General features: G+C 67.7%; 23 protein-coding genes and 1 other RNA gene. 19 read left to right on the top strand and 5 right to left on the bottom strand.

Annotation, left to right across the window (positions count from 1 at the left end; translation table 11 throughout):
* Positions 1 to 6 precede the first annotated feature (6 nt).
* From VM780_RS05555 to VM780_RS05495, 13 genes are all read left to right on the top strand, one after another.
* Positions 7 to 291 carry a head-tail connector protein gene (locus VM780_RS05555; RefSeq protein ID WP_325445956.1) on the top strand — a complete coding sequence of 95 codons (285 nt, stop codon included), beginning with the start codon at positions 7 to 9 and terminating at the stop codon, positions 289 to 291.
* Positions 288 to 662 carry an HK97-gp10 family putative phage morphogenesis protein gene (locus VM780_RS05550; protein WP_325445954.1) on the top strand — a complete coding sequence of 125 codons (375 nt, stop codon included), beginning with the start codon at positions 288 to 290 and terminating at the stop codon, positions 660 to 662. Before VM780_RS05555 ends, VM780_RS05550 begins: the two co-directional genes overlap by 4 nt.
* Positions 659 to 1,075: a tail completion protein gp17 gene (gene gp17 / locus VM780_RS05545; RefSeq protein ID WP_325445952.1), complete on the top strand. Its 417-nt coding sequence runs from the start codon at positions 659 to 661 to the stop codon at positions 1,073 to 1,075. The genes VM780_RS05550 and gp17 overlap by 4 nt, the downstream gene beginning before the upstream one ends.
* Complete coding sequence (locus VM780_RS05540) at positions 1,072 to 1,398, top strand: phage head closure protein (RefSeq protein ID WP_325445950.1); 327 nt, start codon at positions 1,072 to 1,074, stop codon at positions 1,396 to 1,398. The genes gp17 and VM780_RS05540 overlap by 4 nt, the downstream gene beginning before the upstream one ends.
* A complete protein-coding gene (locus VM780_RS05535; protein WP_325445948.1) occupies positions 1,391 to 1,792 on the top strand; it encodes a P27 family phage terminase small subunit in 402 nt (133 codons plus the stop codon). Before VM780_RS05540 ends, VM780_RS05535 begins: the two co-directional genes overlap by 8 nt.
* Positions 1,792 to 3,435: a terminase large subunit gene (locus VM780_RS05530; protein ID WP_325445946.1), complete on the top strand. Its 1,644-nt coding sequence runs from the start codon at positions 1,792 to 1,794 to the stop codon at positions 3,433 to 3,435. Before VM780_RS05535 ends, VM780_RS05530 begins: the two co-directional genes overlap by 1 nt.
* Before the next feature lies 1 nt (position 3,436).
* Positions 3,437 to 6,775, top strand: coding sequence for a tape measure protein (locus tag VM780_RS05525; protein WP_325445944.1), 3,339 nt, complete (start codon positions 3,437 to 3,439; stop codon positions 6,773 to 6,775).
* A gap of 738 nt (positions 6,776 to 7,513) precedes the next feature.
* Positions 7,514 to 7,819 carry a hypothetical protein gene (locus tag VM780_RS05520; protein ID WP_325445942.1) on the top strand — a complete coding sequence of 102 codons (306 nt, stop codon included), beginning with the start codon at positions 7,514 to 7,516 and terminating at the stop codon, positions 7,817 to 7,819.
* Positions 7,820 to 8,060: 241 nt separating this feature from the next.
* Complete coding sequence (locus VM780_RS05515) at positions 8,061 to 8,489, top strand: hypothetical protein (protein WP_325445940.1); 429 nt, start codon at positions 8,061 to 8,063, stop codon at positions 8,487 to 8,489.
* Between the two features lie 105 nt (positions 8,490 to 8,594).
* A complete protein-coding gene (locus VM780_RS05510) occupies positions 8,595 to 9,065 on the top strand; it encodes a hypothetical protein (protein WP_325445938.1) in 471 nt (156 codons plus the stop codon).
* Positions 9,062 to 9,379, top strand: coding sequence for a hypothetical protein (locus tag VM780_RS05505; RefSeq protein WP_325445936.1), 318 nt, complete (start codon positions 9,062 to 9,064; stop codon positions 9,377 to 9,379). The genes VM780_RS05510 and VM780_RS05505 overlap by 4 nt, the downstream gene beginning before the upstream one ends.
* A 132-nt stretch (positions 9,380 to 9,511) precedes the next feature.
* Positions 9,512 to 9,799 carry a hypothetical protein gene (locus VM780_RS05500; protein WP_325445934.1) on the top strand — a complete coding sequence of 96 codons (288 nt, stop codon included), beginning with the start codon at positions 9,512 to 9,514 and terminating at the stop codon, positions 9,797 to 9,799.
* Complete coding sequence (locus tag VM780_RS05495) at positions 9,796 to 10,506, top strand: hypothetical protein (protein WP_325445932.1); 711 nt, start codon at positions 9,796 to 9,798, stop codon at positions 10,504 to 10,506. Before VM780_RS05500 ends, VM780_RS05495 begins: the two co-directional genes overlap by 4 nt.
* Before the next feature lie 106 nt (positions 10,507 to 10,612).
* Here the strand turns inward: VM780_RS05495 and VM780_RS05490 are convergent, their stop codons facing one another.
* Together VM780_RS05490 and VM780_RS05485 are read right to left on the bottom strand one after the other, a co-directional pair.
* Complete coding sequence (locus VM780_RS05490; protein WP_325445930.1) at positions 10,613 to 12,433, bottom strand: site-specific integrase; 1,821 nt, start codon at positions 12,431 to 12,433, stop codon at positions 10,613 to 10,615.
* Between the two features lie 377 nt (positions 12,434 to 12,810).
* Positions 12,811 to 13,860, bottom strand: a complete 1,050-nt coding sequence (locus VM780_RS05485; RefSeq protein ID WP_325445928.1) for a hypothetical protein — start codon at positions 13,858 to 13,860, stop codon at positions 12,811 to 12,813.
* A 267-nt stretch (positions 13,861 to 14,127) separates the two neighbouring features.
* Between VM780_RS05485 and VM780_RS05480 the strand changes: the two genes are divergently transcribed.
* The 6 genes from VM780_RS05480 to VM780_RS05455 all read left to right on the top strand — a co-directional run bounded on the left by VM780_RS05480 (position 14,128) and on the right by VM780_RS05455 (position 19,367).
* Positions 14,128 to 15,885: an ABC transporter ATP-binding protein gene (locus VM780_RS05480; RefSeq protein WP_325445926.1), complete on the top strand. Its 1,758-nt coding sequence runs from the start codon at positions 14,128 to 14,130 to the stop codon at positions 15,883 to 15,885.
* 107 nt (positions 15,886 to 15,992) lie between these two features.
* A complete protein-coding gene (locus VM780_RS05475) occupies positions 15,993 to 16,343 on the top strand; it encodes a hypothetical protein (protein WP_325445924.1) in 351 nt (116 codons plus the stop codon).
* Positions 16,344 to 16,473: 130 nt separating this feature from the next.
* A complete protein-coding gene (locus VM780_RS05470) occupies positions 16,474 to 16,728 on the top strand; it encodes a DUF6894 family protein (RefSeq protein WP_325445922.1) in 255 nt (84 codons plus the stop codon).
* Positions 16,729 to 16,758: 30 nt separating this feature from the next.
* Positions 16,759 to 17,118: a transfer-messenger RNA gene (gene ssrA, locus VM780_RS05465) on the top strand.
* A gap of 271 nt (positions 17,119 to 17,389) precedes the next feature.
* The gene (locus tag VM780_RS05460) at positions 17,390 to 18,427 is read left to right on the top strand and encodes a YeiH family protein (protein ID WP_325445920.1); all 1,038 of its coding nucleotides are present in this window, start codon (positions 17,390 to 17,392) and stop codon (positions 18,425 to 18,427) included.
* A 10-nt stretch (positions 18,428 to 18,437) separates the two neighbouring features.
* A complete protein-coding gene (locus VM780_RS05455; protein WP_325445919.1) occupies positions 18,438 to 19,367 on the top strand; it encodes a LysR family transcriptional regulator in 930 nt (309 codons plus the stop codon).
* On the opposite strand, the gene VM780_RS05450 is transcribed toward VM780_RS05455, so the two are convergent.
* The 3 genes from VM780_RS05450 to VM780_RS05440 all read right to left on the bottom strand — a co-directional run bounded on the left by VM780_RS05450 (position 19,364) and on the right by VM780_RS05440 (position 22,339).
* Complete coding sequence (locus VM780_RS05450; protein WP_325445917.1) at positions 19,364 to 20,047, bottom strand: hypothetical protein; 684 nt, start codon at positions 20,045 to 20,047, stop codon at positions 19,364 to 19,366. The genes VM780_RS05455 and VM780_RS05450 overlap by 4 nt on opposite strands.
* Positions 20,044 to 20,604 (bottom strand): sigma-70 family RNA polymerase sigma factor, encoded by a 561-nt coding sequence (locus VM780_RS05445; RefSeq protein ID WP_325445915.1) that lies wholly within the window; start codon positions 20,602 to 20,604, stop codon positions 20,044 to 20,046. The genes VM780_RS05450 and VM780_RS05445 overlap by 4 nt, the downstream gene beginning before the upstream one ends.
* An 88-nt stretch (positions 20,605 to 20,692) precedes the next feature.
* Positions 20,693 to 22,339: a S8 family peptidase gene (locus tag VM780_RS05440; RefSeq protein WP_325445913.1), complete on the bottom strand. Its 1,647-nt coding sequence runs from the start codon at positions 22,337 to 22,339 to the stop codon at positions 20,693 to 20,695.
* Positions 22,340 to 22,474: the final 135 nt, after the last annotated feature.

Genomic DNA, 22,474 nt, shown 5'->3' with positions numbered 1-22,474 from the left:
CGGCTCGTGATCGTCACCCTCTCCAGCATCAAGGCGCATCTCCGCATCGTCGGCACGTCCGACGATGAGCTCCTCGGCGACTACATCGAGGCCGCGGAGGATTACGTCCGGCAGTTCGTCGACCCGATGCCCGACCCTGTTCCGGCGAGCCTCAAACAGGCGGTCCGGCTCCTCGTCGCGAACTTCTACGAGCACCGCGAGGACACGATCGTCGGCCTGGACGCTCGCCAGCTTCCGATCGGCTTCTGGGACCTCGTCAGCCCGCATCGCTGGCAGGAGCCGGCGGCGTGAGCTCGAACAAGGCGGCTCTCGCCGCGATCCGCCGCGACCTCCTCAAGCGCATCCCGGCCCAGGTCGAGAAGGAGATCGGCAAGGCCCTGGACAAGTCCGCGCGCGAGCTCGCCGAGAACGCCCGCGCCCTTGCGCCAAAGGAGAGCGGCGACCTCGCGGACAGCATCCGCGTCGAGCCCGGCGCCGACGTCCTGGCGCGCAATGTCGTGGCCGGCGACGACAGCGCGCCGCAGGGGACCTTCATCGAATTCGGGACCGAGCACGCCGACGCCGAGCCGTTCTTCTGGCCGGTCTTCCGGCTTCTGGAGAAGCGCCGCACCGGCCAGATCAACCGCGCCGTGAAGAAGGCGCTGAAGGACTTCGAGCCGTGACGTTCGCCCCCGTCGCGGTCCATCGCGCCCTCCGCGCCCGCCTCGCTGGCACGGCCGCCATCGTCGCCGCCGTTCCTGCCGCGCAGATCGTGGACGCGCAGACGCAGCCTGAGGCTCCGGCCACGATCCAGATCGGCGAGGCCACGGCGCTGCGCGAGAACCTGACGCTCGCGCGGCGGCACGCCCGCGTGCTGGCGAAGCTGGACGTCTGGACCCTCGCCGGCGGCACCTCGGCGGCGCGGAACCTCGCCGGCGTCGTGAACGATGCGCTCCGCGACGACCTGGAGCTCGCCGACGGCTTCCGCGTGCTGGACCAGCAAGTCGAGCGCATCGTCTTCAGCCGCGACCCGAGCTCCGAACGCGGCCACGCCACGCTTTACGTCGGCGTGCTCGTCGAGGAGCCGATCCAATGAGGGCCGGCCGCCTGGACCGCACCATCGCCATCGAGCGCCTGGACGGCTCCGCAATCGACGCGGACGGCGTTCCGTCGAGCGCCTGGGCGGCCGTCGCCGAGCTCCCGGCCGAGGTCGTGAAGGCCGACGCCGACGAGTTCCTGACGGGCGCTGGCACGGCCTCCGCCGAGACCATCCTGTTCCGCACCCGCTGGAGCGACGACGTTCAACCGACCGACCGCGTCCGCTACGCCGGGCGCACCTACGGCATCACGTCGCTTGTCGAGCTCGGCCGCCGCGCCGGCCTGGAGATCCGCGCCACCACGAAGGCCCCCGATGCCTAGCCGTCACCGGGCCGGACGCAAGCCGGAGCCGAGGGCGGCGAAGGGCGCGATCAGGCGCGCCCCGAAGGCCCCCGCGCACCTGACGCCGGAGGCGCGCGCCGAGTGGAAGCGTGTCGCCCCGCTCATCATCGCGTCCGGCGCATTCGCCGCGGTCCACCTTCCTCTTCTGGAGAACTACGCCGTCCACCTCGGCCGCGTTCGCGAGCTCGAAACCGCTATTCAGGCGACCATGACCGCCGGCGGCGACATCTCGCGCCTCGTGCGGCTCCAGGACGCCCAGAGCAAGACGGCGCTCCGCTACGCCGCCGAGCTCTACGCCAGCCCGGCCGCCGGCTCGCGCTTCGTCGCGTCGGGTGCCGACGACGACGCCGACCTCGCGGACATGGGTATCTGATGGCCCGGCGTCCTGAATGGCTGTTCGACGGCTCGCCGATCGACGACCCGCTCGGCCATGGCGAGCGCGCGGTCCAGTTCCTCCGCGGCCTCCAGCACGCCGTCACCGGCGGCCCGTTCCAGCTTGACCCGTGGATGGAGCGGCTTGTCCGCATGATCTACGGCCCGCGCTGGCATGACGGCACGCGCCGCTATCGCATGGTCGACATCATGCTCCCGCGCGGCTCGCACAAGACCGGCCTCGGCGCGGGTCTCTCGATGCTGCACACGATCGGATGGGAGAAGCTCCCGATGGGACAGGTCGCGCTTGCGGCCTGCAACCGCGAACAGGCGCGCATCGCCTTCAACGAGTGCATGGGCTTCGTGGTCGCCGACCCGCGCCTCGGCAAGCACGTCAGCATTAGGGACAGCCGGCACGAGATCACGCACAAGGCGGCGCGCAGCACGCTCAAGGCGATCTCGGCCGACGCCGCGACCGCCAACGGCAAGACGTCGTCCTTCGTGTTGTTCGACGAGATTCACGCCTGGAAAGACCGGCGGCTCTACGACACCCTCCGCACCGGCTTGAACAAGGTGCCGGGCTCGCTCGGCATCGTCATTTCGCAGGCCGGCGTTGGCACTAAGAACCTCGCCGCGGACGTGTTCGGCCACGCGCGGCGCGTCGCCGAAGACCCTGACAATCCCAAGGTCGACCCGCGCACGCTTCCCGTCCTGTTCGAGGCTGAGAAGGGCGACGACTGGCGCGATGAAAGCCTCTGGCGCTACCTCAACCCTGGCCTGGACTGCGCGCCGGCCTATCCCGACATCGAGGGCATGCGGCAGTTGGCGCGCGAAGGACAGTCGCGTCCGGCCGTCCGCGACCGCTTCATGAACGACCACTTGAACCTGTGGCTTGATCGCGCGTCGAGCCCGTTCATCAGCGCAGAGACCTGGGCGGCGTCCCGTGGCGACGTCGACCTCGAACGCCTCGCCCGCGAGCGCGTCCCGTGCTGGCTTGGCGTCGACCTCTCGGCGGCGAACGACCTCACGGCCATCGTCGCCGTCTGGCCGGATCCCGACGCCGAGGGCCGCTTCATCACCTACCCGTGGTTCTTCGTCCCGGACGAGCGCATCAGCCAGCGCGAGGCTGAGACGCAGCAGCCCTATGCGGCCTGGGCGCGCGAGAACCTCATCATCCCGACGCCCGGCGAGACGATCGACCTCGGCGCCGTCGAGGCGAAGATCATCGAGCTCTCGCGCGAGTTCGACGTCCAGGCGGTCGCCTATGACCCGTATCTCTCGCACGGCATCGCGCCGCGCCTGATCGACGCCGACGTCCCCATGGTCGAGCAGCGGCAGGGCACCATCAGCATGATGCCGTGCATCTCGACGGCCGATCGCGTCGTCAACGGCAAGTTCCTGACGCACCCCGGCCACCCAGTCCTGAGCTGGAACGTCGAGAACATCGAGATCGAGTTCAACTCGCTCGGCCACAAGGTCCGGCTCAGGAAGCCGAGCCACAACCACAACCTCTGCATCGACGGCGCGGTCGCGCTCGTCATGGCTCTGCATCACGCCGCGTCCGGCAACTCGGCGCGGTCCATCTACGACGACGAGACCAAGCGCCCGGACGGCCCGCTCGTCATTCACGAGTGGGATTTCTGACATGGCCGACACGCCGCGCATCCTCGTCGCCTCCCTGGAGGCCCGCACCGCCGCCCTGGAGAAGGGGCTCAACCGCGCGAACGACAAGCTCAACCGCTCATGGTCGCAGATCGAGGGCCGCACCTCGAACGCCCGCCGCCGCATCGAGTCCGAGACGGCCACGCTGGCGCAGAAGGCGAACCAGAACCTCGCGCGCATCGGCGTCGGCCTGAAGCCGATCACCCTCGGCGTCGCCCTGGGCGGCTTCTCCGCGGCGGCGCTCGCCTCCGAAGGCGCGAAGCTCGCCGACGACTGGACGAAGGCGAAGAACAGCCTGCGCGTCGCCGGCCTGGAGGGCGAAAGCCTCCAGCGCGTGCTCGACAGCCTGTTTGACGCCGCCCAGGCGAACAGCGCGCCGATCTCGGCCCTTACCGACCTCTACGGCAAGGCCGCCCAGGCGTCCGGCGAGCTCGGCGCGTCGTCGAAGGATTTGATCCGCTTCTCCTCCGGCGTCGCGACCGCGCTCAAGGCCGCGGGCACCTCGTCGAGCGCCGCCTCCGGCGCTCTGACGCAGCTTGGCCAGCTTCTCGGCTCCTCCCGCGTCCAGGCCGAGGAGTTCAACAGCGTCAACGAGGGCGCGCGCCCGATCCTCCAGGCGGTCGCGGCCGGCATCGACGCCGCCGGCGGCAGCGTGTCGAAGCTGAAGGCGCTCGTCGCGGCCGGCGCGATCTCGAACAAGGACTTCTTCGACGGCTTCCTCAAGGGCTTGCCCGTCGTCGAGAAGATGGCGGCCTCGGCGCTCCCGACCCTGGAGGGCTCGGCGACCCGCGTCACGAACGCCCTGACCCGCTACGTCGGCCAGTCCGACGAGTCCCTGGACGCCACCGCGCGCCTGAAGGCCGGCTTGAACGCGCTCGCGGATAACTTCGACGCTACCGCCGACATGGCGCTGAAGGTCGCTGGCGTGATCGCGGCGGCGCTCGTCGGCCGCTCCATCGCCGGCATGATCGTGGCGCTTGGCAACGCCGGCGTCGCGATCCGCACCACGATCGCGGCCCTCACGGCGCTCCGCGGCGCCGCGACCGCCGCCGGCTTCGCCTCAGCCTTTGCGAGCCTTGGCGCGGCGGCCGGCCCGATTGGCGCGATCCTCGGCGCTGCGGCGGCTGCGGCCCTCTACTTCGCGACGAGGGGCGACGGCGCGGCCGAGGCCGCCCTGCGCGCCAGCGACAACATGAAGGCGCTCGGCGTCTCGGCGGACTCGACGGCCGATCAAATCAAGCGCGTCGCCGACGAGCTCGCCAAGCTCACGGGCGCGGAGATCAAGGTCAAGATCGCCGACACCTCGGCGCTCATCACGTCGAAGTATCGCCAGCTCCGCAACCTCGCGCTTCCGCAGACGGCCCAGGTCGGCCGCGGCAAGGTCCTCAACCCGGCGCTCGACGAATATCGCAAGCTCACCGACGCGTTCACGTCCGGCAAGGTCGACCTCGCCGCCTACCGTGACGGCCTGGACAAGCTGGCCGAGCGCTTCCCCAAGGCCACTGACGCCTTCGCCAAAGCCCAGGAAGCCGCTGCGGAATACACCGCGGCGCTGAAGACCCGCGCGGCCCAGGACCAGGCGCTCGCCGGCGCGCTGGACAAGCAGCGCGGCCCGTCCGCCCTCGATCAGGGCCTCGCCGCCGCGGCCGGCGTTCCCGACCCGTCCAAGTTCGGCCCGGCGGCGCTCGCCGAGGCGTCCAAGCCGGAAGATGAGAAGCGGATCGACAAACAGACCTCCGATCTCGTCGCGGCCTATGAGAACGCCGGCGGCAAGATCACCGACGCCGTGCGCGAGAGCTTCCGGGACATCGCCCGGCAGATCATCGCCGCCCAGGATGGCGCGAAGGCCGCCGAAAAATCCTTCAGCGCCAGCGCGGCCGGCAACGCCTTCAACATGATCGCGAAGTTCGAGGCGTTCCGGTCCTCCGCCTACTGGGACAAGAACCACTTCCGCGTCGGCTACGGCAGCGACACGACCACGGGCGCGGACGGCAAGGTCTCCAGCGTCGCGAAGGAGACGGTCGTCACCATGGCCGACGCCGTGCGCGACCTGAAGCGCCGGATCGGCGAGTTCCAGGCTGGCATCGTCGAGAAGATCGGCGCGGACCGCTGGGCGCAGCTTAGCGAACAGCAGCAGGCCGCGCTTACAAGCATCTCATACAACTACGGAAATCTTCCCGAGCGCATCGCCGCCGTGATCCGCTCCGGCGGCACCACGGCCGACATCGAGAAGGCCATCCGCGGCCTCGCCGGCGACAATGGCGGCATCAACCGCAACCGCCGCAATGACGAAGCGGACGCCTTCGCCGGCGGCGCGACCTATCAGTCGAAGCAGCGGGACACCGCGGCCGACTTCGACCGAAACCTTGCCCGCGACGGCCAGCGCCGCGTCGAAGACCTGGACGCCGAGACCGCCGCCCTTCAGCGGCAGGCCGAGGCGAACGGCACGCTCGCGGCGTCTCTCGAACAGTTCGACGCTAAGGCCGAGCACGCCCGCATCGTGCACGAGGAGCTCCGAAAGCTCGCGGACGCCGAGATCGAGGCGACGCCGGAAAGGAAGGCTGCGATCGAGGCCCTCGCCGACGCCGAGGTCGCGGCGGCGCAGCGGAAGATCCAGGCCCAACGCGGCGTCGACAAGGCCAAGGAGAAGGCCGCCGAGCACGAGCGAGCGGCGCAAGAGCTCTACGCCACGAGCCGCGACGCCTTCAAAGGACTCGCGACCGATCTCCTTCAGGGCGCGAGCGCCGGCGAGGCGTTCCGCAACGCCCTGTCGAAAATCGCCGACAAACTTCTCGATATGGTTCTGGACCAGCTTTGGACCCGTGCCTTCGGCGGCGTCGGCAATGCCGGCGGCGGGATTTTCGGCGGCATCGCCTCGCTTCTCGGCTTCGCGGACGGCGGCTACACCGGCCCCGGCGGCGTTCACGAGCCGGCCGGCGTCGTCCACAAGGGCGAGGTCGTTTGGTCTCAGGATGACGTCGCCCGCGCCGGCGGCGTGGCGGCTGTGGAGGGCATGCGGCTTGGCCGACGAGGCTACGCCCGGGGCGGCGTCGTCGGCCTCCTCCCCGGTGTCTTGCCTCCGCTCGCGGCCCCTGCACTCCCGAGCGCTGGCGCGGCGCTCGGCGGCACGCCGAACCAGACGATCGCCATCGCGAACGAGATCACCGTGACCGGGAGCGCCGGCACGCCGGAGCAGAACGACGACCTCGCGAAGCGCATGGCGAAGGAGGTCGAGGCGAGCATGCGGGGCGTGGCCGTGGCGGAGATGCAAAAGCAGCTTCGGCCCGGCGGTCTCCTCGATGCGGCCGCCCGTCGCCGATAGAACCCCGCTGGGACGCGCTAGGGAGTCCACTGGCGGCGATTTCGAGGTCGGGGGCGCCATGGGTAGCGGCGAGAGGAAACGGCCGCTGACGGACTCCTGAAGGGCTCCAGAACGTGCAGATACACACCGGACCTCTCCTCTTGAGGTTTTCAGCTTCGGCGGCGGAGCCGCCGGGGCGAGCCGGAGCGTGCTTTGAGTAGAAGTTGAGGCCGGGGCTTCCACGCCGGAACAGGCCTAGACCTGGGTCTCTCCGGCGAGGGTTAAGGCCCTGGCGCGGCCGCAGGCCGCGCCCCCGAGCGAAGCGAGGGTCTACCTTGCGAGCGAAGCGAGCCGGAGGAGTGTCGGAGCTGAGCGTGTCCGTCCGTCGCCTCCCCCTCCGGAGGAGTCTACTTCTAGGTATATAACTTATAACTACGTAGTAGTTATGCCTTAGACGCGCACACGCATAATGCGCACGCCCCTATGCCTGCGCACGTGTGGTAATCCCCGGCTCGCGGCGCAAGGCCCTTCCGGCGACATTTTTTCTTCGTGTCGGGCGCTCCGTCCGCGCACCGCCGCTCTCGGATCGCTATAGGGCCACCATGATCGAAAACCCGCGGCCGCCCCCGCGTCGCAAGCGCGGCATGAACAACATTCCCACGAAAACTAAGTAACTACTTACTTATACTTAAGTTTACCAGTTGACGCAGGCATTGGATGGACTCAAAAGACCTCATCACTCATCGGGGAACTACCGCAGTGCCTGACCTTTTCATTGATGACGTCGCCTTTGACCGGCTCGTGGAGGCCCTCTCTCGCCCGAGTTGGCAGGGCGCTGCGCGCGCTCTCTCCGCTGCCGGCGTGGAGCCCCGCGCCGAACTCATTACAGCCGTGGTCGCGGCCGGCCTTGAGCCGTGCATTGTTACGGGCGGCGTCGATCGCAACGCGATTATGCGGGCGCTCGGCGACGTTGGCGGCGTGTGGCCGGAGTCGATCCTTCCCGACGTCACCCGCGCCACGATCGAGCACATGCGCAGGCAGGACGCCGCGATGGCCGCTGCGTGACTCAGGGGCGACCGTGGGCGGGCTTTCGGGGCCTCTGGGCTCCCGGCTGCCGGCGCGGATCAAGCGGGCGCTGGTGAGTCCCTGAGAGCCTGAAAGAAAATCGACAGGCCCCTCTTGCGCGCCAAGCGTTGCATCTCATATACGTTGCATCAGATGCAACGACAGAGAAAACGGGATGGCTAAATCGTCGACCGAGCGGGCGCGCGAGCGCCGCGCTCGGCTGAAACAAACAAGGGCGACAATGCCCGACGCCGCGACCGGCTACATCGTCGGCAACTTCACTGACTTCACGATGTCGGACGAGGTGATCGACCTCGGCGAGCGTGGCTTGTTCGATGCCCCAGGCCCCGCTTGGGCTAGGGCCGAAGAACTGCTCGCCGAGATCGGGATGCCGATGGTTCCGGCGACCGACTGGCGGGACGCCGAGCGTGCCGTCGAAAATATGGCCGAGGCGGCGAGCCTGATCGCGGCCGTAGTCAACGCCTTCAAGTGGCAGGAGATCAACGCCGCGATCGAGCGGCTGAAGGATGCGGACCTCACGGACCCGGCGGCGAAAGCGACCGCCCTTCGCGAGGCCGTGAAGCTCGACGCAATCAAGCGTGGGCTGACGAAACGGACGCGCCGCGACTTCGAGGCGACGTCCGTCAAGGGCGAAGTCGGGAACGACTAGCCAGAACGAACGACGCCGACCTTTCGGCCGGCGTCGCCCTGAAGCCTACCAGACTTCCACCAATCGCAGCGCGCCAACGCTGCGATCAGCCAGAAAGATTAACTTATGAGCGCTCCGCGCATCAAATCGACGAGTGAACTGAACGCCGAACCTCTGCTGACTCTCGATGTTATCAACGAGCAGATCGACGCCTACAATGCTGATTGCGCCGAGGAGGGAGAGCCCTTCGAGGAAGTCACGCTTCCTCGCGTGTTGACCGAACTTCTGCTCGGGCCGGACCATCAATCCGGCTGCTACGATTATGAGGCCGCTCAAGTCGTCCAGACGATCAACAGCAGGATCATCGCCGAGGCTGCTTCTCGTGCCGACGTTGATCCGTGGCCCAACCTGTCACGTTGGATGGTCATCCACATGGTCGGCAACCGCACCAGCTATCGCACACACCCCGGCATTTTGAAGATCATCCGCGGCGGCGACACCGGCGCGGACAGCCCGCTCACTCTAGAGGAAAAGTTCCTCTGCGCGCGCTACCGGAAGTGGCTTGAGGCTCCGTCGAAGAAGAGGGCGGCCGCGTGAGCACCCTCAGCACCGCCGACCGCGCTCGCCTCGCGGACTACCTCAACGGGGCGCTCGGAGCTCTCGCCGCCGGCGACTTCGACCATGAGACCGCTCTCGCTACTGTGCTGGAAATGACGGACGCCATCCTGGACGGGAACCTCGCGCGCGTCCGCGGTCGCCTGGACGAGCTCGACGAGTATGCGGCGTCGGAGGAGCCGGAGGACCGGAGGAGCACCGAGGAAGTCGAGTTCGCGGATTTGCCCCAGGCCGATCTGGACACCCTCATGTCTGAGCTCGACCGCTCATCGGCGGACCTTCGTCGCCTCGCCTGACGACCCCCAGAGCGACCCTAGAAGCGGCCCGCCCTACCGGCGGGCCGTTGGCTTGTGGATAGCAGGCCGCGCGGCGCGCGAATGGAGCTGGTCCGTTGTATGTTCTCCACACCCGAATCAGGAGAAGTGAACATGCAGCAGTCCGACGACGAGAACCTCCGCGGCCGGATCGACGACCTTGAGGCGATGGTCAACGGTCTTGTCATCGCCATCGCCGCGCGCGACATCGGCGTGACCCTGGACACCAGGAACCCAAAGGTTCGCGACTTCTACAAGGCCAATGTAGCGCGGCCCTGGGACGCTCGGCTCCAGAAGTCCGGAGCCATGGCTGGCAACGGTTACCACGACGCCGGCATCACGGGCCGCATCGAGGATATGGCGGAGAAGCTCAAGGCCGATCTCGGACCCGAACGCGCATGAGCCAGACGCCTTCCAAATGGTCCAGCCCAATCATAGTCACACTGATCTCCGTGTCGCTCTCTGCAGGCCTGGGCTTAGGAAGCAACGCCTGGGTCAGTTGGATTAACGCTTCAGCGCAAGCTGATCTTGAAAGATCGAAGGCTGAGGCGACTCGGATTCTTGAGGTCATAAAGACAGGAGACCCTGACAAAGCGGCAGCTAATCTGAGGTTTTTGATTGATACAGGCCTAATTCCCTCTAGCGAGAAACTGAGCCAATACATGAAATCTCGTAAAGAGGGCGAAGGAGCCTCGCTTCCTGTGAGCACATCATCTCCACCTAAGATTGAATATAAATTTATAGAGCGAGTTAAGAATAGTGAGTGCATCTTCGAGAACAACACTGACATAAATCAAGTATTTGTCGCATATACTAATTTATTGAAGTCCAAAGGTTTTGTTGTGGTCCCTGGAAAATACAAAGAACTTAATGAAAGCATTGCTGTTAGAGGAGGTGAAATTAAGAAGGACTCTATAAGGTATTGGCCTACCGATGCGAAGGAGGGCCCAAGGCTGAACATCTTCTATAGTCGCGAGAATGGCATCAAAGATGAAGATGTTCATTTGATCGACGAAGTGTCTGCCTTCCTGGGCGTGAAATTCAAATGTGCCGGTTCCTTTGGCCCTGGCGCGCGCTTCGACACGACCATCAATGACGTAGTGGAGTGAGATTATCGTGACAGCGGTAACGGAGCATTCAACCCGAACCGCTGCCGTTCAAGGAGGCGTGGCGGCAGACCGACGCGTTCGCCGACAAGCACGGGATCAAGACCGTCTACATCCGCGAAGGCGTCGTCAGGCTGCAGGGATAAAGAGCCGACACGTCGAGTCCCTCAAAGGCGATGGCGTCGATCATCCTGGCGCGCTGTTCGATCGTCCGCGGCTTCTCGTTGCCGTAGCGTCCCGTTGTCGTCGCCTTGCCGTGGCCGTAGAGCGGCGCGAATTCCGCGTCGTCAAAGCCCGCCCGACGCAGCGCGTCTGACACCGTGTGCCTGAAGGAGTAGAGCGACAGCTTCGACGACGGCCCGGCGTCCGTCTTCACGCCGATGTCGCTCAGCAGCCGCGAGAACTCGCGAGAGAGGTCCGGCACCCATTGGCGATCGTTGCGCTTGGCCTGGGGGAACACGCGGCGCTCGCCCTTGGCCCTCAGAGAGTCCACATAGGCGAGGAAGCCCAGCCGTTCGAGCTCAGGATGGATCGGGACCACGCGCGGCGAGCTTTCGGTCTTAAGCGTCTTGTCCTCGTCGTTTTCGGTCGTGATGTGCATGATCCACCGACCATGCGCCTCGCGCACGTCCTCGACGAGGAGTTGCGCGAGCTCGCCCGGCCGCGCGCCGCTGTAGAGCATCACGAGGGGGATCCAGAACCGATGATCCCGAATCATGTGGTTGCCGGCCCTTCGCATCTTCGCTTCGCTCTCCGCGCCCGTGAACAGCGGCGAGGCGAAGATCTTCGGCAGCGCGTCCAGCGGGAACGGCTTGCCCGTTCCCTTCTTGATCGTGAGCTGCATACGCGACAGCGGCGACGCCTGAATGTCATCGTGCGCCAACAGCCAGTCGCAGAACGCCCCTAGGCTCGCGAGATAGCGGTTCACCGTCCTAGGCGTGATCGTCGGCTTGCCGACCGTCTCATTGAGCTCGACGATCTCGCGCATGGACTTACCGCGGAAAACCTTCGTCTCGGCCGCCTTCACCGGGTAGAGCATCAGCAGCCGCTTCCACTCCGCGCACGCGCCCCGCGTGATGGCCTTCACCGTCGACCTGGGCGGCAGTGTCGAGACGAAAAGCGCGACGGCCATCCGGTTCATGTTGAGTGTGTCGGCGGTAATGCCGCGCGGGTTCTCGCGAGCGTAAGCCTCGAACCGATCCATGATGCCTTCGCCGGGCTTTGCTCGCGGCGTGGCCGGGGCGCTCACCAGGGGGTCGCGAGCCTCGCCGGAGAAGTCGCCCTCGTCGCGCTCCTCGGCCCGCTTGTTGGCCTCTTGCTCGCCCCGCTGAATGGCGTTCGCGATCTTCCGCCAAGCTGCGTCGCCCGGCGAGGCGTCCAAATGGCGCTCTCTCACGAAGTCGGCGACGTCCTCCTTAACGGTCGTGTCGCCGAAGCGGCCCGCTTCGGCCTTGATCGCGGCGCTCCGCTGCCGGCGAGCCGCAGCAGGGTCGGCCAGCGCCTCCCGGACACCCTGGAAGATGCGCCAAGCCGTAAGCTCGTCGTCGGGATGCTCACGCTGAAGAACGCGCCAAACGGCGTCCAGATCGGCTTCCGAAGGAGGATTGAGCCTAAGATCCTCGTCGGCAGCATCGAGCCGCCGGTAAGTTCCCAATGCAGCCTCGTGTAGGTCATCCTGCGTCAAGCCGACGCGCGGACGGAGCTCCCATCGCTTGGCGGCGAACTCCCGATCGAACTTCACCCTCTCCAGATTGGCCCGCTTTTTCGCGAGCTCCGGGGCGTTCGTCTGGAGGCTCACCCAAATCTGTTCGCGCTGCCTACCGCTCGCCGAAAGGTAGAGCGAGCGCACGTCCCGCGGGATCGTGACGCGTAGATAGAAGATCCCGTTGTCTCGCTGGACAGGCTGGGCAGTGCGGGCGTTGCGAGGCAAGAGGAAGCTCCACTGGATGCAATCGGTAGCATTCAATGGTAGCAAAAAAGGTAGCAGAAAGCCAGGAGAACGTTCATTCTCTAGAGATTGAGCACCCAATTTTCATTTCAATTAGAATCCTCCCGCCCCAGCCATCATCCCGAACAAGATGTTGGCTTTGCCCCTGCCGGACATGCCGGACAAGGCGGAACGGGCCGCTTACAGCGGACGCACGAAAGTCGGCACAGTCGATTTCCGGCGTTCGCGGTTTCGGCTCGGGGCTCCTCACATGAGCCGTCCCGATATCATCGACGCGCCCAACCGGCCCCGCGACGAGCTACCCTCCCCCGCCGCCGGAATCGGCGCGCCGCAGCCGGCGCGCCTCCCGGTCTCGCTCGTCAGCCCGGAACGATGCTTTCGCCCAACTTGGCGTCCACCGTCTGGACCGTGCGGTCGATCTCGGCGTTGGGCATGCCGAGCTGATGCGAGATCAGCTTCACCAGCAGGTCGACCCGCTCGATGAAGGGCGCGCCGCTCGCCACCGCGCGGGCGGCCGACGACGGCTTGAGGAGGCTCTCGGCCGCCTTGGCGTATTTGTCGAACGGCACCTGATCGCTGGGGTCGGCTCCAAGCCGGCGCGCGATCGCGTCGACATGCTCATAGATCGACCGTGAGAGCTCCAGATCGCCATGCACCGCGTCGCGGATCGACTGCGGCTCGCCGGCCGTGATGCAGCGGTAGTTGCCGGTCAGCAGCATCGACCATTTGGCAAGCGGCACGAACAGCGAATCGAACACCTTCAGCTTCACCGGCACGTCCTGGCCGTCGAGCCTGACCGCGTCGATGTCGGCCTCCAGTTCGCGAAGCAGCGCGTTGTGGGCCTCGTCAGCGAAGATCGCGGCCTTGAAGTTGGTCGGCAGGCCGACGTGAAGCACGTTGGCGCCCTCTTCCGGCGGACGGAACGCCTGCGGGTCGGGCGAGCAGAGCGACATCAGGCCGGGCTCGAACCGCTCCCACACCGAGGCGTTGGTGTAGGCCTCCTCGAGGTCGATGCCTTCGAGCGCCGGGATCCGCTTCAGATACGGCAGAGGCGGCATGTTCATGAGCGAGAGGCACGGCAGCCCCGCCTCCGCGATCTTGATCATCAGCACGCGGATCGTGTGGTTGGCGTATTGCGGCTCCTGCATGGCCAGCACGACGAGATCGTATTTCGAGACGTCGACGTCCTGGGGCGGCGTGGCGTCGAGCTTTCCGGGCAGATCGCGCGAGAAGATCGCCCGGTGCTCCGGCTCGTCGCGCAGCTTGATGCGGACCTCGGTGCCTTCGCGATTGATCAGATCAGCAGTCTTCTGCCGGCACACCAGCGTAGCGTTGTGGCCCGCCATCAACAGCTTCGTCGCCAGCAACGAGCCGTAAGACGCCCCAAGAACTAGAATGTTGCGAGCCATGTTCTCTTCCGGATGCACACGAGAATTTTCCCTCCCTACTGCGTTTCGAAAGACAGCACAATTCGCCGCATTGGGCATACACAATGCCACGGCGCGCGCTGTCCTTGGCCCTCCGAAGCGCTTGATTCCGCGGCCTGAGGGGGCGCTCTCGGACCTGATTCCTCATCGAGCGCGCGGCCATGAAAGCGCCAGCGGCCTGACGGCTCCCCCCTGAGCGGCGCGCAAGCATGGTGGACGCGCGGCTCGGAGGCCGTTATCGCCTCGGCCATGGATACGCAGCGACCGTCCGAAGCGCAGCCGACGCTGCGGCGTTTCTTCGCCTACTACAAACCCCACAAGCGGCTTTTCATCCTCGACTTCTCCTGCGCGGTCGTGTCGGGCCTGCTCGAGCTCGGCTTCCCGCTCGCGGTCAAGATGTTCGTGGACGACCTGCTGCCGAGCCAGCACTGGGGCCTCGTGGTGCTGGCGGTGCTTGGCCTGCTGGCGATCTACCTGCTGAACACCGCTCTGATGGCGGTGGTCACCTATTGGGGCCACATGCTCGGCATCAACATCGAGACCGAGATGCGCCGCAAGGCGTTCGACCATCTCCAGAAACTCTCCTTCGGCTATTTCGACGACCAGAAGACCGGCCACCTGATCGGCCGGCTGACCAAGGACCTGGAGGAGATCGGAGAGGTCGCGCATCACGGGCCGGAAGACCTGTTCATCGCGGTGATGACGGTGGTCGGGGCGTTCGTGCTGATGTTCTCGGTCGACGTGAAGCTCGCGCTGATCACCGCCGCGGCACTGCCGCTCACCGCCTGGGTGACGAGCCGCTATGGCGGCCGGATGACGCGCAACTGGCACGAACTCTACGGCCGCGTCGGCGCCTTCAACGCCCGCATCGAGGAGAATGTCGGCGGCATCCGGGTGGTGCAGGCCTTCGCCAACGAAGACCATGAGCGCCGCCTGTTCGCCGAGGACAATGTCCGCTACCGGGCGACCAAGCTGCACGCCTACCGCATCATGGCGGCGAGCACCTCGCTCAGCTATCTCAGCATGCGGCTCACCCAGCTCGTGGTGATGGTCGCGGGCAGCTATTTCGTGATCACCGGCGGCCTCAGCCAGGGCGGCTTCGTCGGCTTCCTGCTGCTGGTGACGGTGTTCTTCCGGCCGATCGAGAAGATCAACGCCGTGATCGAGACCTATCCCAAGGGCGTCGCGGGCTTCCGCCGCTATCAGGAATTCCTGGAGACGGCGCCGGACATCGTCGACCGGCCCGGCGCGGTGGAGGTCCAGGCGCTGCGCGGCGACATCAGCTACGAGGCGGTGAGCTTCGCCTATGCGGGCGGACGCGAGGTCCTGCGCGACCTGGATCTCGCGATCGGGGCCGGCGAGACGGTGGCGTTCGTCGGTCCGTCGGGCGCGGGCAAGACCACGCTGTGCTCGCTGCTGCCGCGGTTCTACGAGGTGAGTTCCGGCCGCGTCACGATCGACGGCGTCGACATTCGCGACATGACGCTCGCCTCGCTGCGCCGGCAGATCGGCGTCGTCCAGCAGGACGTCTTCCTGTTCGGCGGGACCATCCGCGAGAACATCGCCTATGGCCGGCTCGGCGCGTCCGACGCCGAGATCATGGAGGCCGCCCGGCGCGCGCGGCTCGAGACCCTGTTGGCGGACCTCCCGGACGGCCTCGACACCGTTATCGGCGAGCGCGGGGTAAAACTTTCCGGCGGGCAGAAGCAGCGCGTCGCGATCGCCCGGATGTTCCTGAAGAACCCGCCGATCCTGATCCTCGACGAGGCGACCTCAGCGCTCGACACCGAGACCGAGCGGCTCATCCAGCAGGCGCTCAGCGAGCTTGCCCGCGGCCGGACCACGCTGGTCATCGCCCACCGGCTCGCCACCATCCGCGACGCTGACCGCATCGTCGTGGTCGATTCCGCCGGGCGCGTCGAACAGGGCAGGCATCAGGATCTGATCGCGCGGGCCGGGCTTTATCGCAGCCTTCACGAGGCTCAGTTCGCCGCCCGCGACGCCTGAGCGCCGCGCCTGACGAAGCCGTCATCAAGCCGTCGTGGCCACGGTGGTCTGCTCGTCGGGAATCGCCGTAAGTCGATCCAGAACGGGCATGGCGAGGCAAGGCTGCGATGAACATCGACGGCATCGAAAGCAGGGCGCAGGCCCGCTTTCTGTCCTGCGCGCTGGCGCAGGACGACGAGATCGGCTCACACGCTCTCACATTCGCGGATGAGCTCTCACAGGAACTGCTCCGTTCGCCGCCGCATGAACGGGCGATGCTGGCGTTCCGGCTCGAGGCGCTCCTGAAGTCGCTCGAGGCTTACGACTCCAGGTTTCCCGACAAGCTGGCGAACCCAGCGAACGCGCGGTGCCGCCGGTTCCTGGCGCGCGTCATCGGCGCGCTCGGGCGGCGCGATGAGACGCCGAGGTCGTCCGACGGCCGGCGACCCTCCCCCGGCGGGCTCGCCCTCGCGGTGTGACGCGCCGGGCCCGCGTGCGGGACCTTACGTCCTCTGCAAACCGCGGTCTCGGGCGCCCGGCGTGGAACGGTTGCCGTCCCGTCTCCGTTGCAGGCGGGACAGCAAGCCTCTCCCGAGCGCCGCCGATCAAATGCCGCGATATTTTCTGCACATCCGTGACCGAGACGGTTTCACCGAAGACGTGGAAGGCGCCGAGTTCGACGGCCTCGCCGAGGCGGTTGCGGCGGCCATCGTGGGCGCCCGCGACATCCTTGCCGATCAGATCGAAGAGGGTCGCCCGCTCGACGGCGACCGGATCGAAATCTGCGACGCCGGCGGTTCGCTGGTCGAAACGGTCAAATTCGCCGACATCGTCGAGATCAAGCCCTCGTTCCGCCGGTACTGACGCGCGACATCGCGGCCGGGCGGGCGATCACCCCTTTCGCGGGGCCGCCGCGTCCCCTATATTCAATCCTGCCGGAGGCATCCGGCTATGGTGATAAACGTTCGCCGCAATAAACCCTTCGGACCCGGGGGCAGTACCCGGCGCCTCCACCAAAGTCCGCGCAAGCTTCGCGGATTTCGGCGGGGGCGAAATAGGATCGACGGGGGCGTAAAGGGCGGGCTTTTGCCCGGCATGGTACCGCCGTTATCGGGCCTTTCTATAGTTGCCAACGACAACTATGCTCCGGTTGCTCAGGCCGCGTGAGCGGTTTGAAAGACCAAATCTAAAGTCCTGACGGTTTAGCAGCTGTCGGGCGGGGCCCGGAGGCGCCTGGCAACAGAAGCCTCCACTTTCCCTTTCTCGGTTTTCGATTGCTTCCGGCTCGCTGTGCGAGGTCTGGGCGTCCCCTCGTCTCGGCGGGAGCGCCGCCTTGTCTCGCTCGCGCGGTAAAACGCCCCGGCCGCCGGAGCGATCGGCCCCGTCTCAGCAGTGGGCGCGCCTAACTCCGCGACGCCTGGCCAGCGCCTCGAGATAGTTCGGTAGAGCCGAACGTTTCTAGGAAAACAATTCGTTTTTACGAACTACCGCAATGCGTCATTTCTCGCGCCGAGGAGAAATGACGATGACGTTGAACTTTCACGCTGACGACCTGCAGCAGCCCAACACGGGTTGGACCCTCGTGGCTCAAGCGGGCGGCCGCCTGCTGCCCGGGCTTGCCCTGACCTTTGGCGTCGCCGGGCTCGCCTATGCGGCGCGCTGGACGACAGGTGTGACCCTGCTCAGCCCGATGATCCTGGCCATCGTGATCGGCATGGCCGTGCGCAACACCTTCGGGGTGTCGGAACGGGCCCACCCTGGCGTGGCGTTCTCGCTGCGCCGGCTCCTGCGCCTGGCGATCATGCTTCTTGGCCTCCAGCTGACCTTCGGACAAGTCGCCGAGGTCGGGCTGAGCGGGGTCGCAGTGATAGCGGCGACGCTCGCCGCCACCTTCATGTTCACGATCGGCCTCGGCCGCGCGCTCGGCGTCGAGCCGAGGCTCGCGCAGCTGATCGCGGCCGGCACCTCGATCTGCGGGGCCTCGGCGGTGATCGCGGCGAACACCGTCACGCGCGGCTCGGATGAGGACGTCGCTTATGCGGTCGCCTGCGTCACGGTGTTCGGCTCCGTCGCCATGTTCCTCTATCCCTGGCTGCCGGGGCTGCTCCATCTCGACGCCCACGCCTACGGCCTGTGGTCGGGCGCCTCGATCCACGAGATCGCGCAGGTCGTGGCCGCCGCGTTCCAGAACGGCCAGGAATCCGGCCAGTTCGGAACCGTCGCCAAGCTCTCGCGCGTCATCCTGCTGGCGCCGACCGTGCTCGCCATGGGCTTTTTCGCCGCCCGCCGCGGCGATGGCGCAGGGCGCGCGCCGACGCCGTGGTTCGTGCTCGGCTTCGTCGCGCTGGTCGCCCTGAACAGCGTCGTCGCGATCCCGGCGGAGGCCAAGGCCGTGATCGCCACCGCGACCGCCTTCCTGCTGTCGGCGGCGCTCGCCGCGATGGGGCTTTCGGCGGATCTGCGAAAGCTGAAGGCGATGGGCCTGCGGCCCTTGCTTCTCGGCCTCGCCTCCTTCCTATTCATCGCGAGCTTCAGCCTCGTTCTCGTGAAGCTCGCCGCATGACCGAAGGCCCATGACCCTCGAACAGCTCCGGATCTTCGTGGCCGTCGCCGAGCGCGAGCATGTCACCCGCGCCGCAGGCGACCTGCACCTCACGCAGTCCGCCACCAGCGCGGCGGTCGCGACGCTCGAGGCGCGCTACGCGACCAAGCTGTTCGACCGGGTCGGGCGTCGGATCGTTCTGACGGAAGCCGGCCGGCTGTTTCTCGACGAGGCGCGCGCCGTGCTGGCCCGCGCGGCGGCGGCCGAGACCGTGCTGGCGGACCTCGCCGGCCTGAAGAAGGGCCGGCTTGCGCTCGGCGCCAGCCAGACGGTCGCGAGCTACTGGCTGCCGCCGCTGATCCACCGCTATCAGGAACGGTTTCCGGGCGTCGCCGTCGAGCTCGCGATCGGCAACACCGAGTCGGTCGCGACGCTGGTGCGGGAAGGCACCGCCGATCTCGGGATCGTCGAAGGCGAAACCGACGACCCGGCGCTGAACGTCACTCCGGTCGCGGAGGACGAGCTGGTGCTGGTCGTCGCGCCCGACCATCCCTGGGCGGACGGGCGGCCGGTCGCGGCCCGGGACCTCGCGGACAGCCGCTGGACGCTGCGCGAGTCGGGGTCCGGCACGCGGTCGATCCTGGAGCGCGCCGTCGAAAGCGGCGGGCTCTCCCTGGCCGATCTCGACGTCGCCATGGAGCTGCCCTCCAACGAGGCCGTGCGGGCGGCCGTCGAGGCGGGCGCCGGGGCGACGGTGATGTCGCGCCTGGTGGCTGAGGCGGCGCTCCGGGCGGGCTCGCTGGTCGCGGTCAAGTTTCCCCTGCCCCGCCGCCGTTTCCTCGCGCTGATGCACCGGCAGCGTTACGTCACGCAGGCCCTGAAGGCGTTTTTGAGCGGCTTGGAGCCGGGCGCCGAGACAGGCGCGCGGCCGGACGCGCCATCCGGCCGCGCATCGCGTTAGTGCGGGCCGCCGCGCGGCGCGACGAAGCGCACCACCGCGGCGCGCTCCTGCAACCGCTTCACCGCCGCGTCGAGGTCGGGCTTGGGCATCGGCCGCTCCGCGATCCGGAGCACGAACACGCCGCCGGGCTTCGGGCCGCCGACGATCTCCGCGCCGGTTTCGGCGAGCAGCGCGGCGATGTCGCGAGCGGTCGCCGAAGGCTGGAAGCCGACGAGCAGCGTCTGTCCCGCCGCCGCCTCCCGGCCGTCGGAAGCCGTTTCGTAACGCGCGTCGCCGGCGCCGAGATAGGCCTGCGTCAGCAGCCCCGCCTGCAGCGCGATCACCAAGGCCGCCGCCGTGGCGGACCACGCCAGCGCGCCGGGCGAAAGTCCCGTCAGCCGGTCGGCGAGCCAGCGGCCAAGCCCCGCGCCGGACCTGCGCGTCCGGCTCGCCTCGTAGGCCTCGATGCGGGCGAACAGCGCGTCCCGCGCTCCGGCCGACGCAGCCGGAAGCGCCTCGTTGAGATCAACCGTCGCCTGCCGCTCCTCGACCGCCGCGGCGAGCCGATGAGCGATCTCGGCGTCCTCCGCCATCAGCCGCTCGAACAGCGCGGCGTCTTTGGCGTCGAGCTTGTCGACGGCTTTCCAGGGCGCCAGCAGGTCGGCGGCGCTCGGCTCGGCGCCGTTCGGCGGGGCGCTCATGGCCACCCCCTGTCGACGCCGGCGGCGGCGAGCAGCTCGGCTAGCTTCTTGCGCGCATAGAACATCCGCGTCTTCACGGTGGCGGCGGGAATCTGGAGGATCTCGCTCGCCTCCTCGACGCTGCGCTCGTGATAGTAGACGAGGTCGATCACCTCCCGATGCTCCAGCGACAGCCGGCCGAGGCAGCGGCGCATCGCGTCCGCCTTGCTGGCCTTCTGGGCCACGACCTCGGGCGTATCGGCGTCGTCCTCGACCGCCTCCGCGATCTCCGGCTCGAGCGGCCGGGGCGCGCGCCGGCGCAACGCCGACAGCGCCTTGAAGCGCGCGATCGACAGGATCCAGGTCGACACGCTCGACCGGCCTTCGAAGCGCGACGCCTGTCGCCAGACGTCGAAATAGACGTCGCTCATCAGATCCTCCGCTTGCGATTCGTCACGGACGAGCCGGATGAGGAACCTCAATGTGCGCGTAGCGTGGCGCCCGTGGAGAATCCGCATCGCGGCCCGGTCGCCGGCTGCGATGCGCTGGATCAGGCTCTCGTCGGAGATCTCGATCATGGCGCGCCTCGCGACGACCTGCTCGTCTGTCGCAACGGCGCCCCGGGAGGTTCAAAGCGGACGGCCGATTTCTCCGCCGCCTCTGAGCTCACGGACGCGCGCTCTCACCCGCGGGGGCAGCCGCGGCGGGGATCACGGCCGAGGGCGGCGTCGTGGAGCTGACCGGCGGCGGGGAGACTGCGTCGACGGCGGCCCGCGCGTCCGCCCGCCCCGCCCCGAACTCCGGGTCGGCGCCCGGAGCGCCGAGATCCACCGCAGTGCGCGTCAGCGCGGCGCGCGCCTCCTGAGGCGTAAGGTCCGGCTTCGCCTCGACCATGAGCGCGATCGCGCCGCTGACCTCCGCGGCCGCCATCGAGGTGCCGGACATGTAGCCATAGCCGCCTCCCGGCGAGGCCACGACGACGTCGACGCCGGGCGCCGCCACGCTCAGATGCCGCCCGCGATTTGCGACCTTGAGCAGCCTGTCGTCCGCGTCGGTCGCCGTGACGGCGATCACGTTCGGATCGGCGGCCGGATAAAGCGGCGGCGATGCGGGGCCGGCGTTGCCTGCGGCCGCCACGTAGATCACGCCGCGTTTCGCGCCGGCCGCGAGGAATTCGGCGATCTTGTCGTCGCGCGGCCCCGCGAAGCTCATGTTCACGATCTTCGCCGCGCGCTGCGCCGCCCAATCGAGGCCGCGCAGGATGTGCATCGTGGTGCCTTCCGCGCCGCTCTTGCGCGCCCGTCCGTCGCCCGCGAAGGCGCGGATCGCGAGCACCCGCGCCGCCGGAGCGGGGCTCGTCAGGTCTCCGCGCGCCGCCGCCAGGCCGGCGACCGCGGTGCCGTGAGGATGCGGCGCGAAGGGCGGCCCGACCGGGTCGAACGTCTCGCCGATGGCGTCCCGGATTGCCGGGTGAGCCGGATCGACGCCGGAGTCGATGATCGCGATCGAAACGCCCGCGCCGGTTGCGACGGCGTGCGCCTCGGCGAGCCGCATCTTGGTCGCGGCATACTGGGTCGCCGCCAGCGCAGAGGCGTCCTGGCTGAGCGAATAGACGTGGTTGGGCTGCGCCGACCGGATCCTCGGATCGGCCGCGAGCGCGGACAGCACGTCAGAGACAGGCCGGCCGCCGCGGATGCGATAGCGATGGACGGTGGTTCCGGTGAGGCCGAACGTCTCCGAAGAGATCTTCTCGAGCCGGAACCGCTGCGCCAAGCTGGCGACTTCGGCCTCCGACACCTCAGGGCGCGTCTCGAACAGCACCTCCCCCGGCACGATGAGCGCGGGATCATCCGCCTTGCCGGCGGCGGCGCGGGTCGCCGGGCGGCCCTGCGGACCCCCGCCGGAAGACTTCGTCTTGCTCGATCGGCTCGTCTCGGATTTTTGCGGACGAGGCGTCGCCGGAGCAGCCCCCGGGCGAACCTGGACCGCCGGCGCCAAGGGACGCGGGCCTGGCTGGGCGGTCGGACGCGGCGCTTCATCCTCGCCGCGCACGGCGCGGGCGATCAGCACGATCCCGAGCGCAATCAGCGGAACCACGATAGCCGCCGGAACGCTGGAGCCGCCGCCGTGATGGCCCCTGCCGCCGCCCTCGCCGTGGTTGGGACCGTCGCCGCCATCGGTCGGTCGGGTCTGCGCCTGAGCGGGCGTGAGGAGGATCAGGCCGGCCGCGAGCACGGCGCAGACGCGCCGAACGATGCGGCCAGGGCCGCCGTGACGCCCTGAACGGGGGGCGCGCTCGGATGGAAGTCTCATTACGTCCCCTCGACAGTCGTGCGGAGACGACCGAGCGCGACCCCGCCCGCCATGCGCCCCAAAGCCGGCGTCGAGCATGTCGTCACAGCGGCGCGGCAAGATACGTCGACTGTTCATCTAGGCCATAGGCAAGTT

Source organism: Hansschlegelia sp. (assembly GCF_035538955.1).
Classification (GTDB): Bacteria; Pseudomonadota; Alphaproteobacteria; order Rhizobiales; family Methylopilaceae; genus Methylopila.
This window is presented reverse-complemented; position numbering and strand designations above follow the sequence as displayed.